The sequence below is a fragment of the Cupriavidus phytohabitans genome (assembly GCF_017815025.1).
GTDB lineage: Bacteria > Pseudomonadota > Gammaproteobacteria > Burkholderiales > Burkholderiaceae > Cupriavidus.
Window position 1 is genome coordinate 1 of record NZ_JAGIQB010000083.1, and the last position, 14363, is coordinate 14363.

Genomic DNA, 14363 nt, shown 5'->3' on the forward strand with positions numbered 1-14363 from the left:
CTCATCCTGTGAAATCAATGCGTGCTGAGCACGCCGTGGCCTTCGGCTACGGCAGGTTGTTCAGACCATCCCTAAGCCTCTGATTCAAAAAAAGAAATTGATCGACGGGCAGGGCGGCAGTAGCCGTGCGGGCTGTTGCGCAATGGCGCCAGCGATGTGTTTGCATTCGCACTACGCCACTTCCCGACCTAATATAGGCCATGCCATGGGCGGCACGGGGGGCTACCTATGATGATGATCGGTCTGGCTGTCTTGCCATGTTGACGCGCAGGGCTTTCCTGCTCGGCGGTGCGGGCGCTGCCGGTGCGCTGGTGATCGGATGGGCGTGGCTGCCGCCGCGCCAGCGGCTGACGGGCAATCCGCCGCCAGTGCGCGACGGGCAGTCCGCGCTGAACGGCTGGGTCAAGGTGGCGTCCGACAACACCGTCACGGTGGTGATGAGCAAGGCCGAGATGGGGCAGGGCGTGCATACCGGCGCGGCCATGCTGCTGGCCGAGGAGATGGAGGCCGACTGGTCGCAGATCCGCGTCGAGCCGTCGCCCGTCGACAACCTGTACAACAACGTCGACGGCGTGGTCGCCAACCTGCCGTTCCGGCCGGACGACAAGGGGTGGCCCAGGCGCGCGGCGGAATGGTTCACGCGCAAGGGCGTGCGCGAGGTGGGCATGATGTTCACCGGCGGCTCCACCAGCATCAGGGACCTGTGGAATCCGATGCGCGAGGCCGGCGCCGCCGCCCGCATGATGCTGTGCGCGGCAGCGGCCAAGCAGTGGGACGTCAAGGCCGAGGACTGCAGCGCGCAGGCCGGCAAGGTGGTGCACCCGTCCGGACGCAGTGCCACCTTCGGCGAACTGGCCGCGGCTGCCGCGCGCGAGGCTTTGCCACGCAAGGTGGAACTGAAGGACCCAGCCAGCTACAGGCTCATCGGCACCCGCGCGGCGCGCCTTGATACCCCTGCCAAGCTCCACGGCAAAGCCAGTTTTGGCATCGACGTGGTGGCGGACGCGATGGTCTACGCCAGCGTGCAGATGTGCCCGACGCTGGGCGGCAAGCTGCGGGGATCCCCGCCGGACGATGTGAAGGCGCTGCCCGGCGTGCTCGACCTCGTCCCGCTGCCTCCGTTCCCGGGCGGCAGCGGCGGGGTGGCCGTGATCGCCAGCGATGCGTGGATCGCCATGCAGGCGGTCGAAAAGGTCCAGTGCAAGTGGGACGAAGGAGAAGCTGCGAAGCTGTCGAGCGAGGGCATCCGCGACACGCTGGTGAAGGCGCTCGACGCCTCGGGCCCGCGCGTCTGGTACGAGCATGGTGACGGGCGGGCCATGAAGCAGGGCAAGCCCGCCATCCAGGTCTTGTACTCGGCGCCATACCTTGCGCATGCCGCGCTGGAGCCGGTCAACTGCACGGTGCTGGTCGAGGACGGCCGCGCCGTCGTGTGGGCCGCCACGCAGATGCCCGGGCTGGCGCGCCGCTGCGTGGCGAAGACGATCGGCCTGGACACGGACCAGGTCGAACTGCGCCAGCTATCCATCGGCGGTGCCTTCGGGCGCAGGCTGGAAGTCGATTTCATCTGCCAGGCGGCCGCCATCGCCGCGAAGCGCAAGGGTGTGCCGGTGCAGACGATCTGGTCGCGCCCCGAGGACATGCGGCATGACTTCTACCGTCCGGCCAGCGTGTCGCGCTTTGAAGCGTGGCTCGACGGGAACCGCAAAGTCATCGCCGTGCGCAATATCTCGGCCAGCCAGTCAGTGCTGGAGAGCACCGCAAAACGCAACTTCGGGCTGCCGGACATCTTCGTGTCGCGGCTGGACAAGTCGACGGTGGAGGGGGCCTTCGACCAGGCCTATGACTGGCCGGACGTGTGGGTCGGCCACCAGAGCGTGGACCTTGCCATTCCGGTCGGCTACTGGCGCTCGGTGGGGCACTCGCACCACGCCTTCTTCATGGAGAGCTTTGTCGACGAGCTGGCGGCGGCGGTGGGCAAGGATCCGCTCGACTACCGCATGAGCCTGCTCAGGGATGAGCGCCAGCGCGCGGTGCTGGAGCAGGCGGGAAAGATGTCGGGCTGGGGCCAGCCTTTGCGCAAGAAGCCTGGCGTGGTGAAGGTGGGGCGCGGGGTGGCCCTGCACGAGTCGTTCGGCAGCGTGGTGGCTCAGGTCGCCGAGGTGTCCGTGGACAGCACGGGGCAGGTCCGCGTGGATCGCGTCTTCTGCGCCATCGATTGCGGCATGCCGGTCAACCCGACCCTGATCGAGCAGCAGGTAGAGGGCGGCGTCGTGTTCGGGCTGTCGGCAGCGCTGTGGCAGAAGATTACGCTGGAGAGCGGCAAGGTGAAAGAGGACTACTACACCGCGTTTCCGGCCATGCGCCTGCGAGACTGCCCGGACATCCAGGTGCACGTCATGCCGTCGAAGGGCCCGCCACAGGGCGTCGGCGAGTCCACCACGCCGCCGATCGCGCCAGCGGTGGCGAACGCCTTGTTCCAGGCGACCGGCGAACGCTTGCGCGACCTGCCGCTGCTGAAGACCCTGCCGCCTTCCGGAGCCTGTGATGCCAGACAATCAGATCAGTGTCAACGGTAAGCGCGTCGAAATCCGCTCTGACGGCTGCACGCCGCTGTTGTGGGTGCTGCGCTGCGAGCTGAAGCTGACGGGCACCAAGTTCGGGTGTGGCGTGGGGGTATGCGGCGCCTGCGCGGTGCATGTCGACGGCAGTATGCTGCTGTCGTGCCAGCACCAGGCGAGCGAGATGGCAGGCAAGAAGATCGTCACCATCGAAGGGCTCGACGGCCCCGAGGCGAGCGCCCTGCGGGCGGCCTGGCTGAAGCATGAGGTCGTGCAGTGCGGCTATTGCCAGAGCGCGCAACTGATGGCGGCGAGCGCGCTGCTCAAGCGCACCCGCAATCCGAAGGAAACCGAGATCGTCGACCAGATGAGCTGCGTGCTCTGCCGTTGCGGCACGTATACGCGGATCAGGCGGGCAATTGCGGAAGCCCTGGAGATGTTGAGGGGCTGAAGGCGAGAGCGCATTGGAAACAGCCGGCGTCGCGCCGACAGTCGCGCGTGGTCCGATTCCGTGCAGACGGCCAGGAAGTCTTGGGAGGATGGCGATGAAGCATTCCGGGTCAGCACCAGGGTCGCCCTGTCCGGGCGGGTCGCAACCGGCGACCCATGCCGCCGGCGCCGCGACGATCCCTTCCGCGCCTGCTGCGACCGGACGCGTGGAGCTGTATACGCAACGAACCATGGTGAACTGGCTGAGCCCGCTGCAGCTTCCATTCACCGCCATGCGCGTTGCCGTGGCGATGGCAGTCGGGGCCTTTGCCGACCAGCGCATGGTGCAGGCTGCGCTCACCACCCTGAATCCGAATCCGCCGATCCCCGTCCCGGCTGACGAGGGCGGCGGGGTCTGGGTCGACTATCTGGCCGACACGGGAGATGGTTGGGACGCGTCGTATTCCATGGCGTTGTGCGTCAGTCATGCTGTCACGCTGCGCGAGGCTGGCGCGACGTTGCCACGGGCCAGGGTGCTGCTGCTCGGCGGCGACCAGGTATATCCGACACCCGCGCATGATGGCTATCGGACGCGTTTTGTCGATCCCTTTCGCGCGGCGTTCCCTGCGCCGGTCGGATCCGCGGGCCCTGCATACAGCGACCAGCCGATCGAGGTGCCGGATGCGCCGTGGATGGTCGCCACGCCAGGCAATCACGACTGGTACGATGGCCTGCGCGGCTTCGCCCGGCTGTTCTGCAGCGGCAAGCCCGTGGGCGGCTGGGAGACGCGCCAGCGCACGGGCTACTATGCCTTGCAGCTGCCCGGCGGCTGGTGGGTCTGGGGACTGGACCTGCAGCTGGAATCGGAAATCGACCGGCCGCAGCGCGAATACTTCCAGAAAATGTACGCGGCGCTGCAGCCCGGCGATCTTGTCGTGCTCTGCGCGCCCGAGCCGAGCTGGATTGACGAGATGGAGCGTGTGCGCCGCGGCGAACGGCGGGCCGTGCCGTCGATCGAGACCAAGACGGCGCGCTTCCGGAGCCTGGGCGAGATCGAGGGGATGCTGGGCGACCGGCTCGCGCTGGTACTGGCCGGCAACTCGCACCATTACGCGCATTACGTGCCGAGGGCGGGCACGGCGGGGCCGCATCGCATCACCTGCGGAGGCGGGGGCGCCTTTCTCCACGGCACACATGAGCTGCCGGACCCGCCGCGGCCTATTGTCGTGGGCGCGGCCAGGCAAGCCTATGCGCTGCAGTCCGCGTATCCGGAGAAGGAGACGTCCCGGCAACTGCGCAATCGCGCGTGGCAACTGCCAGCGCGCAACGTGTCGTTCTGCGTACTGGTGGCGATCCTGTATTTGCTATTCGATTGGATCGTCCAGAGCGCGAGCCTGGCAGTCTTGCCTGGCCCTGGCCAGCGCGGCTTTGTGCAATGGCTGGCTGGCCTCGAGGTGACATTCGGGAATATCGGCGCGGTGTATGGCGAACTGTTCCGGGTCATGGCGCATAGCCCGGCCTCGGTGGTGTACGCGGCGGCGATCGTCTCGACCTGCGCTGCCCTGTCGACCAGGGATGTCAGGCGCGGCGTCGGGCTGGCGTACCTCGTCGGCGCGCTGCACGGGCTGCTGCACCTGGCACTGGCGATCGCCCTGCTATGGCTCATCACGCGTTTCAACATCCATGGCTTCGGCTCTGACAATCCGCCACCCATCCTGTTTTTCCTGGTCGAGGCCATGTTGCTGGGCGGAGCCGTCGGCGGCCTGCTGTTCGGTGGATGGATGGTGTTGGGCAACGCCCTGTGGCGCCTGCACCCCGAGGAGGTGTTCTCGTCCCAGCGCATCGCCGATTACAAGTGCTTCCTGCGGATGCGGTTCGAGGGCGGGCAATTGACGATCTACCCGCTCAAGCTGGAAAAGGTTTGCCGTCGCTGGAAGCTGGGCGAGGGTGTCAGGCAACTGACGAAGGTCCGCAGCACCTGGCGCGTGCGCGCCCAGCCTGGCGCAAGCGGCCCGCGGTTCGTGCCGGCGGACGGTGAGGTATCGCCGCCGGAGGCGGTACAGATGATCGAGGAGAAGGCAATCATCATCCAGCGACAGGGGGCGGCATGACGCGCAATGCGCTGGCATACGATGTCGTCGTCATCGGCAGCGGCTTTGGCGGCGCGGTCTCGGCCTGCAGGCTCGCGCAGGCCGGCCGCAAGGTGCTGGTGCTCGAGCGCGGCCGCCGCTGGAGCCCGGCGAACTATCCGCGCGACGAGAATGATCCCTGGCTGTGGAACCAGGAGCGCGCACATCGCTTCAATGGCTGGGCCGATATCCGGACATTCTCCGATGTCTGGGTCATCGCCGGGGCCGGAGTCGGCGGTGGCTCGCTGATCTACGCCAACGTTTCCGTGGAAGCCAAGCCAGAGGCGTTCCTGCACGGCTGGCCGAAAGACGTGACCTATGAGGGCCTGCAGCCCCATTACGAGCAGGTGGGGCGCATGCTTGACGTGAGCGAAGTGCCGGATAACCAGTTGAGCGAGCGGACCCGGCTATTGCGCGAGGGAGCGGAAGCCTGCGGATGGGGCGAGCGATTCCGCAAACTGCCGCTGGCCGTGTCGTTTTCCAGCGACTGGGACCCGACGCGGCCAGACGCCCGCGATGACCGGCATTCAGAGCGCTTCCTGAACCAGCACGGACGGTGGCAGGGCACATGTGTCCATTGCGGCAATTGCGACGTGGGGTGCCAGGTGTCAGCCAGGAATACGCTGGACCTGAACTACCTGGCGGTGGCCGAAGACAATGGCGCCGAGATCCGCCCCTTGCACCTGGTGGACAGGCTCGAGCCGCTGGAGCAGGGCTGGCGGGTGTGCTTCCGGAAAATCGACCCGGAAGACCAGACCACGAGCCCCGGCGAAGTCACGGCCATCCGGGTGATCCTGGCCGCCGGCTCCATCGGCAGCACCGAGCTGCTGCTGCGCTGCCGGGATCAGCATCGCACCCTGCCCAGGCTTTCACCACGGTTGGGATATGGCTGGGCTCACAACGGCGACTTCGTGACGCCAGCCTGGTATGGCAACAGGACGATCTCTCCTTCTCATGGCGTGACCATCTCTGCCGCAATCGACCTGCTGGACCACAGCGGCCCGAACGGACAGGCGCTCTTCGTGGAGGACGGCGGCATCCCGAACCTCGCAGGCAACTTCATCCGACGCCACATGAAGAGAACGCGTTCCCGCAAGCTGCGCGCTGTGTGGAGGGAAGTAGGGGAACTGTTTGACGACGGCGATCCGGTCGAGCGGATGATGCCCTGGTTCGGACAGGGCGTGGATCCGGGCGATGGCCGGCTGAGGCTGGGCCGCACGTGGTACGCGCCGTGGCGTCAGGTGCTGCGGCTCGACTGGTCCTATCAGGCCTCGGTCGCGGTCATCGAGTCCATGATTGCCGCGCACACGCGGCTGTCGGCAGCGACCGGCGGAGATCCGTGGGTGCCGCTCACCTGGCGACGCTGGCACAACCTGATCACGCCGCACCCGCTAGGGGGCTGCAACATGGGGACGTCCCCCGCGGACGGCGTCGTTGATGCATGGGGCCGGGTATTTGGCTACGAAGGACTGTATGTCATGGACGGTGCGATCGTCCCGCGTCCGCTGGGCCTGAACCCTTCGCGCACGATCGCAGCGCTGGCGGAACGCAACGTGGCCATGCTCTTGGTCGCATAGCCTCAGCCTGGTTTCGGTGTAGCAGGCACGCTAGCCGCCAATGGCGGCTGCGGCTCTCGCATCGCCAGTCGGTGATGGCAGTGAACTCGGCGCGGTCAGGTTCTGCTTGTCGCCATTCAACAGATGCAGGATGGCATAGACCTGCTGTCTTCCTGTGGCAATACCCGTACGCTGACATTATGCGATATGATGTAGCCAAATGTTACATACATGGCGCTTAAGTCACATACTGACGTTGGACCCGCTCCACTTGTGGGTAAGTCCCTAGGGACGAAATTAGAGCAACTCCTCTAATCTTTGCCTCGGTTGTCGCGCCCGCCGGCGGTGCCATGACCATTTGGAAACCACGCTCGACCGGTGCTCTGTAGCCTTGCGGCAGGCGACACCCGGCGACCATAAGAGGAATAACCCGATCCATGTCCTTTTTTACGTCCGATCAGCTCGCGGCAGTCCATAAGAACAATCTGGCCAATCTGGCAAGACTGTCCAACACGACCATCGAAGGCATCCAGAAGCTGACGGAACTGAACCTGCAGGCAGCCAAGGCAGGCATGGCTGAAGGGCAGACAATGATGCAGGCCGTATCGGCCAGCAAGAATCTCCGGGATGTACTGTCAGTCCAGGGCGATGTGCCGGAGTCTGCTGCAGACAAAGCCATCTCGTACGCGCGCCAGGTGTGCGAGATCGCAACCCAGGCGCAGGCCGAACTGGCCAGGGCCGTTGAAGAGCAATACGAGCAGCACCAGCGCAATGTGCAGGCCTTCGTAGACACCTTCGTGAAGAACGCCCCGGCAGGTTCCGATGCAATTTCCGCCACGCTGCAGGCGACCCTGGATACCGCCAGGGAATCCTGCCGCTCCGCGCAAGCCATCCGCCAGCAAATGGCCGGCCTGGCTTCCGCCACGTTCACCTCTACCGCTGGCGCGGCCATGGGTTCGAATAGCCAGCCAACGCGCAGCTAGCCCGCGGACCGGGCGCGGAGCGCGCACCGGCCTGGCCAGTATCCATTCCATAAGAAAGTCGGTCCTCGACCGGTTGCCCCTTGCTGCATGGCGCAGCCAGGGGCGGTACCTGTTGCGTAAGCCGCTAACGTCGGCCTGCCGTTCGGCAGGCCAGGGGTCCTTTAACCTTGAAAAAGAGAGAATCAGCATGACAAAAAGAATCGCACTGGTTACCGGCGGCATGGGTGGCCTGGGAGAGGCCATTTCCATCCGCTTGCATGACGCAGGCAATCATGTGGTGGTCACGCATTCGCCGGGCAACGCCAAAGTCCAGGAATGGCTGGCATCCATGGCAAAGGGCGGCCGCGAGATCCACGCGTACGAGGTCGATGTGGCGGACTACGAGAGTTGCCAGGCAGGCATGGCAAGGATCCTGGCCGAACTGGGCCGCGTCGACATCCTGGTGAACAACGCCGGCATTACGCGTGATATGGCGTTCAAGAAGATGGACAAGCCGAACTGGGACTCGGTGATAAAGACCAATCTCGACTCTGTGTTCAATGTCACCAAGCCCCTCTACGAGGGCATGGTGGAGCGCGGGTGGGGCCGGATCATCAACATCTCGTCGGTCAACGGTTCCAAAGGCGCCTTTGGCCAGACCAACTATTCCGCGGCCAAGGCCGGCATGCACGGATTCACCAAGGCGCTGGCCCTGGAAGTCGCCAGGAAAGGCGTAACCGTGAACACGGTATCGCCGGGCTATCTGGCCACCAAGATGGTGACGGCCGTGCCGAAGGAGATCATGGACAGCAAGATACTGCCGCAGATTCCGATGGGGCGCCTGGGCAAGCCTGAGGAAGTGGCGGGACTGGTTGCTTTCCTTTGCTCCGAAGATGCGGCGTATGTGACCGGCGCGAACCTCGCCATCAACGGCGGCCAGCATATGGAATGACGTGGGGACAGGCCACTGTCGCTAGCAGCGACAGTGGCATGCCCGAACGGCATGCCGGGGCGAACGCCCCCGGAGGACACCAGTACCTCAAAAACAAAGAGGCCCTTTGCAATGAAAAAGGGCCTCTTTGGCTCTGTATTGGGGTGCTGCCCGGCGCGAGCGGCTATAGCTTGCGAATCTTCGATGCTTGCGGGCCTTTCTGGCCTTGCGTGACCTCGAATTCAACTTTTGCGCCTTCCTCGAGTGACTTGAAGCCAGTCCCCTGGATTTCGCTGTGATGCGCAAACAGGTCCTTGCCGCCATCGTCTGGCGTAATGAACCCATACCCCTTTTCGCTGTTGAACCACTTCACAGTGCCAGTCGCCATCTCGTCCTCAAAATTCGGTATGCAAAGATATTGTGCTCAGAAATCCTTTCATGACAGCGTCGCAACGCCAGGCATGCCTGATCAGGATAGCCGAAGAGATGAGTAGGTGCCAAGCGGGGCGGTATCGGGGCGGGGCACTTGGCCAAGTTGATGGATCGGGCACCTGAAAGCGAAATTGTGAGACGCCGGAGAATCCATGCTGGCGTGGTATTCCTCGCCGTCAGCCGATATGGCCCACCACCGGGATCACCCCGAAGGCAACTGTAGCCACCAGCATGACCACCGCCGCCGAGAGCGCCCATAGCAGGGTGTAACGCTGATGGTCGCCGAACTCGACTTCCGCCAGGCCGACCAGCAGATAGGTTGAGGCGACCAGCGGGCTCAGCAGGTGGACCTGCTGCCCGATCAGCGAAGCGCGCCCGATCTCGACGGCGCCGATGCCGTAGACCGCGGCGGCCTTGGCCAGGATCGGCAGGATGCCAAAATAGAACGCGTCGTTCGAAATGAAGAACGTGAACGGGACGCTCAGCACACCGGTCACCAGGGCCATATAGGGACCCATCCAGTCAGGTACGGCGCTGATCACGCTGTGGGCAATGGCGTCGACCATCTTTGTGCCCGACAGGATGCCGACGAAGACGCCGGCGGCGAAGATCAGCGACACCACCGGCACGACGTTGGCTGCGTGCGCGCCGATGCGCTCCTTCTGTTCCTGCAGGGTCGGGTAGTTGACCATCAGCGCGATCGCGCAGGCCACGATGAACAGGGCCGGCAGCGGCAGGGTGCCGAGAATCAGCATGGCCATCAGGCCGATGGTCAGCAGGAAGTTGAACCACAGCAGCCGGGGCCTGGCGATCTGCGGATCGCCGGCGGCAACCGCCGGCCCGGTGTTGCCGTCGTGGCCCGGACACAGACCGGCGTGGCCTGGCCCGGCGCTCATCAGCGCCAGGGTGCCAAGCCGGTTGCGCTCGCGGCGGCCCAGCACGAAGGCCACGAACACCCCCCACATGCCGGTGACGATCATCGGCAGGATCATCGGCACGAACAGCGAGCCCACGTCCACGCCCAGCGCGCTGGCCGCGCGCGCGGTTGGGCCGCCCCAGGGCAGGATGTTCATCAGCCCGCCCGCCATCATGATCACGCACGCCAGCACGAGCCGGCTGATGCCGAGACGCTTGTAGAGCGGCAGCATGGCGGCGCAGGTGATCATGTAGGTCGTCGAGCCGTCGCCGTCCAGCGATACCAGCGCCGCCAGTACGAAGGTGCCGACCACGATCTTGACCGGGTCGCCGCCGACGAGCTTCAGGATGAAGCGCACCACCGGGTCGAACAGGCCGGCGTCGATCATCAGGCCGAAATACAGGATGGCGAACATCAGCATCACGCCGGTCGGCGCCAGCTTCTTGACGCCGTCGAGCATCATCGCACCAAGTTCCGGGCCGAAGCCGCCGGCCGCGCCGAAGGCAATCGGCACAAGGATCAGCGCCACCATGGCAGAAAGCCGCTTGGTCATGATCAGTGCCATGAACACGATCACCATCGAGTAGGCGAGCAGGGTCAACATTAATTTCTGTATCTCTTTGCCGGCCAGGCCACGAAGCCACGAATGGCCACGAGGGAGGCACGAGGGGGACACCCGAGCCGGCTGTGTGCGTCGTCCCGGCGCACGGATTTCAAGGCAAAGCCGATCCCGCCGGCACGCGGCAGCGTGCCGGAACATGGAGGAACGACCGTGGGGGCAGCCCTGCGCACTGGCAAGGCTTGCTGCGCCGGCCGGCGGACGCCGCCTGCCGGCCGGGCTTGGGCGGTCAGCCCGCGGAAACGATGCGCCTGGTTACCGCGTCGGCAAACTGCAGCGTGGAGGCCGTGCCGTGGAGGTCTCCGGTCTTCACCTGATCCTGGTTGAGCGTCAGCTCGATGGCACTGCGCAACCGCGCGGCGAGGTCCTGCCTCCCCACGTGGTCGAGCATCAGCCCGGCGGCCAGCATCAGCGAGATCGGGTTGGCAATGCCCTTGCCCGCGATGTCGGGCGCCGAGCCATGGACCGCCTCGAAGATCGCCGCGTGGTCGCCGATGTTGGCGCCCGGCGCCATGCCCAGCCCGCCGACCAGGCCGGCGATCTGGTCCGACAGGATGTCGCCGAACAGGTTGGTACAGAGCAGCATGTCGAAGCGCCACGGGTTGAGCACCAGCTGCATCGCGCAGGCGTCGACGATGATGTCGTCCATCTCGACGCGCCCGGCGTAGTCGCCGGCGACTTCCCGCGCCGCTTCCAGGAAGATGCCGGTGAGCGCCTTCAGGATGTTGGCCTTGTGCACCACCGTGATCTTCTTGCGGCCGTTCTTGACGGCGTACTCGAACGCGAAGCGGGCAATGCGGCGGCAGGCGTCGCGCGTGTTGGTGCCCGTAGACACCGCCACCGCATGCGGGTCGTCGCCGACCGGGATGTAGTAGTCGTGGGCCACGTAGAAGCCGCCGACGTTCTCGCGCACCAGCACCAGGTCGATGTTGTCGAAGCGGCCGGGCACCAGCGTTCGCGCGGGGCGCACATTGGCGTAAAGGTTGAATGCCTCACGCAGGCGCACATTGACCGAGCGGAAGCCACCGCCCACCGGCGTGGTCAGCGGGCCCTTCAGCGCAAGGCCGGTGCGGCCGATGCTGTCGAGCGTGTCTTCCGGCATCGGGTCGCCGCTGTATTCGACGCCGGCCATGCCCGCGCGCCGGAGATCCCAGGCGAACGGGGCGCCGAGCGCGTCCAGCACCCTGACGGTGGCATCTACGACTTCGGGGCCGATGCCGTCGCCGGGGATTAGTGTGGCCGGGATCTGTTCGCGTGCTCCGTTTTCCATCTGTGTTCCTGTCGAGGTGTCCGAACCGCTGGTGCGCCGATGCCGGATGCTATCCGGCACGCGCCGCAGGCTTGCAAGGGGCAGATTCTATGGGGGGAAGGCTGTCAGCAAACTGTCAATGTAACGCTTATGTCATTGGGGTTTACGCGGGGTCTTGGCCAAGCCGAACCGGTTCCCCGCAGGGTCTTGGCTGGCACCCTGGGGAAGTTCAACCGCCCAGCCGTTAAGGCAACGCAGGAAACGTAAGCAGGGATCCCCTAGCGCCGTCCGCCGCCGCCCCGTCCGCCAAAGCCGCCCATGCGCGCGCCGCCGCCAAAGCCGGAGGCACGGGCCGAGCCCGACTGCAGGCTCGCTCTCCCGCGACTGGCGTCGCGCTGCATGGCGCCGCCGCCGCTGCCTACGCCCTGGAAGCCATTGTCCCGGCCGCCGGCCCCACCGCTTCCATCGCGCCCGCGGAAGCCGTTGCGGCCCGCCGCGTCCGCGGTGCTGCGGCCGAATTTCTCGCGCGTGGCATTGTCGCGATAGGCAACCCCCTGGCGGTGGCGCGCGTCATGCTGCCAGCGTCCGCCCTCGAACTTGCTTGCGTCGAAATTGCGGTCGATGTTCCTCGCCTTGTGATGCTCTACATGGACCCCGCCGTTGTTCCAGTCGCAGTTGCCGAAGATGGCGATGGCCGCAGCCAGGCCGATGCCCCATGCAATGCCGCTGCCGATGGAGTCGCCCGGATAATAGGCGCCGTAGGGTGGCCAGTAGTAGTACGGGTAGCCCGCATAACCCCAGCCGCCATAGACGATCGCGGGGTCATACACGGGCACGTAGATCACGTCCGGGCTGGCCGGCTCGATGCGCACGATGGTTTGTTGCGCAGAGCCGGCAGGGCCCGCCGTTTCCACGGTCACGGTCTGCTGTGGCCCCGACTCGAGGTGGCCGGCCTGCCGGGCGCGCGCGCGCAGGCGCTGCACCGCATCAAGCACGTCCTTCTGCTGGGCCAGGAAGGCATCGCCAAGCTTCTGGGTCCAGTCGAGCTTGTCGCCCATCGGCTCCAGGATCTGCGGGAAGGCCACCAGCGACTTCACGCTGACATCCCACGACTCGTTCTGCACGGCCTTGACCGCGGCATCGCCCTGCACGGCCGGATGCGCCTTGACCCAGCGCGCGGCGAGGGCGACCTCCAGCGGATAGGTGGAGGCCATCAGGACCTGGGAGAGCAGGGGATCGGGGTAGAGCGCGACCGGGGCGACCATGGCCTCGATCTCCTCGGCCTTATAGGGCGCGGGCTGGCTCTGTGCCTGCGCCGTGCCCGCGCCAGACGGACTCACTGCCGGCGGCGCGGCGCTCTGGCACCCGGCCAGCGCCAGCACGGCGCAACAGGCTGTGGTGAGCGCACGGGCTTTCATGGCGATACCCTCCTCCAGCCGGGGGCCGGATCGAAGGACTTCGTTGCTGCGGCGCGGGCGGCGCTGTTGGCGCCGAGATCGCGCTCGTAGACCTGTCCCTTGTGGTTGACGATGAAGCTCATCACCCCGGTGTCGCCATAGCGCACCGGCCACGCGATCACCGCGAAGCCGCCGAACAGTTTGCCGTCGACCACATAGTTGAGCGCGCCGCCGTCGGCGTGCGCCCCTTGCGCGGTCAGCAGCTTGTACTGGTAGCCGTGGTAGCCCTCCTTGCTCGCATTGCGCGTGCCGGCGTCGCGGAAGGCGGCCCCGAGCGGGCTGGGCGGCTCGCCCGCGCCGGTCGGCCAATAGAGCCCGTCGTGCTTGCCCGGCGTACTGGAGAGCCTGCTGGCATAGACCATCCGCTTCTCGCCGTCGTGGCTCGCCTCGGCGTACTCGGTCTGCGCGTCGCAGATCGCCTGCAGGGTCTGGATCACGGCCAGCTCGTTCCGGCCGATGCGGCGCACGCGCATTTCCCGGACGCCAGCCTGTGTGTCGAACTGCCATCCCCTGGCGGATTTGACCAGCGGCACGGGCAGGGTCCATCCGTCATTGCCGACTGCGATCACGGCATGCTTGCCCGATTGCCGGACCTGGTGCGACACGGCCCAGGCACTGTCGAAGCGCTTCCGGACGTCGGCGCCAACCGGTGGAATGACGTTGCGGAAATTGGCGCCGAGCATGCCCTTCATCGCCACCTCGTCGTTATCGCGGACGGCCTTGCCGAAGGCCGCCATGGCCGCGTCGGGCGTCTCGAAGACCTGCCGCGCCATGGCCGTCGTCGTCCCGAGACCGAGCAGGCAGAGACAGCCCAGCGCGGCGACCGGTTTCCGCAGGATCCCAAGCCGATGTCTCATAGTCCAGCTCCCTCAAATCAGCCGGGGCACGCCAATCAGCAGAAATGCCACAATGTAGATGACACCAAAGATAGCGCCGAGCCGCCAGTAATCGCCGGCAGGCAGGTAGCCGCTGCCGAAGTACACGGGGCCGGGCCCGGTTCCCAGCAAGCACGCATGCGGCGCCCCCTTGGCAATAACCTGCCTTGTGCTAAGGATGGTCTGAACAACCTGCCGTAGCCGAAGGCCACGGCGTGCTCAGCACGCATTGATTTCACAGGATGAG

Annotated in this window: 12 protein-coding genes; 6 read left to right on the plus strand and 6 right to left on the minus strand. The window is 65.8% G+C overall.

Annotated features, from left to right (window positions below):
• Window positions 1-257: 257 nt before the first annotated feature.
• The 6 genes from J8I34_RS31390 to phbB all read left to right on the plus strand — a co-directional run bounded on the left by J8I34_RS31390 (window position 258) and on the right by phbB (window position 8589).
• Window positions 258-2579, plus strand: coding sequence for a xanthine dehydrogenase family protein molybdopterin-binding subunit (locus J8I34_RS31390; protein WP_209808094.1), 2322 nt, complete (start codon window positions 258-260; stop codon window positions 2577-2579).
• Window positions 2548-3012 (plus strand): (2Fe-2S)-binding protein, encoded by a 465-nt coding sequence (locus J8I34_RS31395; protein ID WP_245176281.1) that lies wholly within the window; start codon window positions 2548-2550, stop codon window positions 3010-3012. The genes J8I34_RS31390 and J8I34_RS31395 overlap by 32 nt, the downstream gene beginning before the upstream one ends.
• An 88-nt stretch (window positions 3013-3100) precedes the next feature.
• Entirely contained in the window at window positions 3101-5101 is a 2001-nt protein-coding gene (locus J8I34_RS31400) for a preprotein translocase subunit YajC (RefSeq protein WP_245176282.1), read from the plus strand.
• On the plus strand, window positions 5098-6696 hold the full coding sequence (locus tag J8I34_RS31405; protein ID WP_209808096.1) for a GMC oxidoreductase: 1599 nt from the start codon (window positions 5098-5100) through the stop codon (window positions 6694-6696). Before J8I34_RS31400 ends, J8I34_RS31405 begins: the two co-directional genes overlap by 4 nt.
• Before the next feature lie 416 nt (window positions 6697-7112).
• A complete protein-coding gene (gene phaP / locus J8I34_RS31410) occupies window positions 7113-7658 on the plus strand; it encodes a TIGR01841 family phasin (RefSeq protein WP_209808098.1) in 546 nt (181 codons plus the stop codon).
• Window positions 7659-7845: 187 nt separating this feature from the next.
• The gene (phbB, locus tag J8I34_RS31415; RefSeq protein WP_029049484.1) at window positions 7846-8589 is read left to right on the plus strand and encodes an acetoacetyl-CoA reductase; all 744 of its coding nucleotides are present in this window, start codon (window positions 7846-7848) and stop codon (window positions 8587-8589) included.
• A gap of 163 nt (window positions 8590-8752) precedes the next feature.
• On the opposite strand, the gene J8I34_RS31420 is transcribed toward phbB, so the two are convergent.
• The 6 genes from J8I34_RS31420 to J8I34_RS31445 form a co-directional block, all read right to left on the minus strand.
• The gene (locus J8I34_RS31420; RefSeq protein WP_029049485.1) at window positions 8753-8956 is read right to left on the minus strand and encodes a cold-shock protein; all 204 of its coding nucleotides are present in this window, start codon (window positions 8954-8956) and stop codon (window positions 8753-8755) included.
• A 220-nt stretch (window positions 8957-9176) separates the two neighbouring features.
• A complete protein-coding gene (locus J8I34_RS31425; protein ID WP_209808099.1) occupies window positions 9177-10520 on the minus strand; it encodes a CitMHS family transporter in 1344 nt (447 codons plus the stop codon).
• A gap of 244 nt (window positions 10521-10764) precedes the next feature.
• Window positions 10765-11805, minus strand: coding sequence for an isocitrate/isopropylmalate dehydrogenase family protein (locus J8I34_RS31430; RefSeq protein ID WP_029049487.1), 1041 nt, complete (start codon window positions 11803-11805; stop codon window positions 10765-10767).
• A gap of 257 nt (window positions 11806-12062) precedes the next feature.
• Complete coding sequence (locus J8I34_RS31435) at window positions 12063-13202, minus strand: DUF3300 domain-containing protein (protein WP_029049488.1); 1140 nt, start codon at window positions 13200-13202, stop codon at window positions 12063-12065.
• The gene (locus tag J8I34_RS31440) at window positions 13199-14098 is read right to left on the minus strand and encodes a DUF2950 domain-containing protein (protein WP_209808101.1); all 900 of its coding nucleotides are present in this window, start codon (window positions 14096-14098) and stop codon (window positions 13199-13201) included. Before J8I34_RS31440 ends, J8I34_RS31435 begins: the two co-directional genes overlap by 4 nt.
• A gap of 12 nt (window positions 14099-14110) precedes the next feature.
• Window positions 14111-14248, minus strand: a complete 138-nt coding sequence (locus J8I34_RS31445; RefSeq protein ID WP_304413087.1) for an anion permease — start codon at window positions 14246-14248, stop codon at window positions 14111-14113.
• Window positions 14249-14363: the final 115 nt, after the last annotated feature.

Excerpts from the sequence above, each read along its gene's own strand:
- J8I34_RS31390 (WP_209808094.1), top strand. The coding sequence starts at position 258 with ATGTTGACGCGCAGGGCTTTCCTGCTCGGCGGTGCGGGCGCTGCCGGT.
- J8I34_RS31395 (WP_245176281.1), top strand. The coding sequence starts at position 2,548 with ATGCCAGACAATCAGATCAGTGTCAACGGTAAGCGCGTCGAAATCCGC.
- J8I34_RS31400 (WP_245176282.1), top strand. The coding sequence starts at position 3,101 with ATGGCGATGAAGCATTCCGGGTCAGCACCAGGGTCGCCCTGTCCGGGC.
- J8I34_RS31405 (WP_209808096.1), top strand. The coding sequence starts at position 5,098 with ATGACGCGCAATGCGCTGGCATACGATGTCGTCGTCATCGGCAGCGGC.
- phaP (WP_209808098.1), top strand. The coding sequence starts at position 7,113 with ATGTCCTTTTTTACGTCCGATCAGCTCGCGGCAGTCCATAAGAACAAT.
- phbB (WP_029049484.1), top strand. The coding sequence starts at position 7,846 with ATGACAAAAAGAATCGCACTGGTTACCGGCGGCATGGGTGGCCTGGGA.
- J8I34_RS31420 (WP_029049485.1), bottom strand. The coding sequence starts at position 8,956 with ATGGCGACTGGCACTGTGAAGTGGTTCAACAGCGAAAAGGGGTATGGG.
- J8I34_RS31425 (WP_209808099.1), bottom strand. The coding sequence starts at position 10,520 with ATGTTGACCCTGCTCGCCTACTCGATGGTGATCGTGTTCATGGCACTG.
- J8I34_RS31430 (WP_029049487.1), bottom strand. The coding sequence starts at position 11,805 with ATGGAAAACGGAGCACGCGAACAGATCCCGGCCACACTAATCCCCGGC.
- J8I34_RS31435 (WP_029049488.1), bottom strand. The coding sequence starts at position 13,202 with ATGAAAGCCCGTGCGCTCACCACAGCCTGTTGCGCCGTGCTGGCGCTG.
- J8I34_RS31440 (WP_209808101.1), bottom strand. The coding sequence starts at position 14,098 with ATGAGACATCGGCTTGGGATCCTGCGGAAACCGGTCGCCGCGCTGGGC.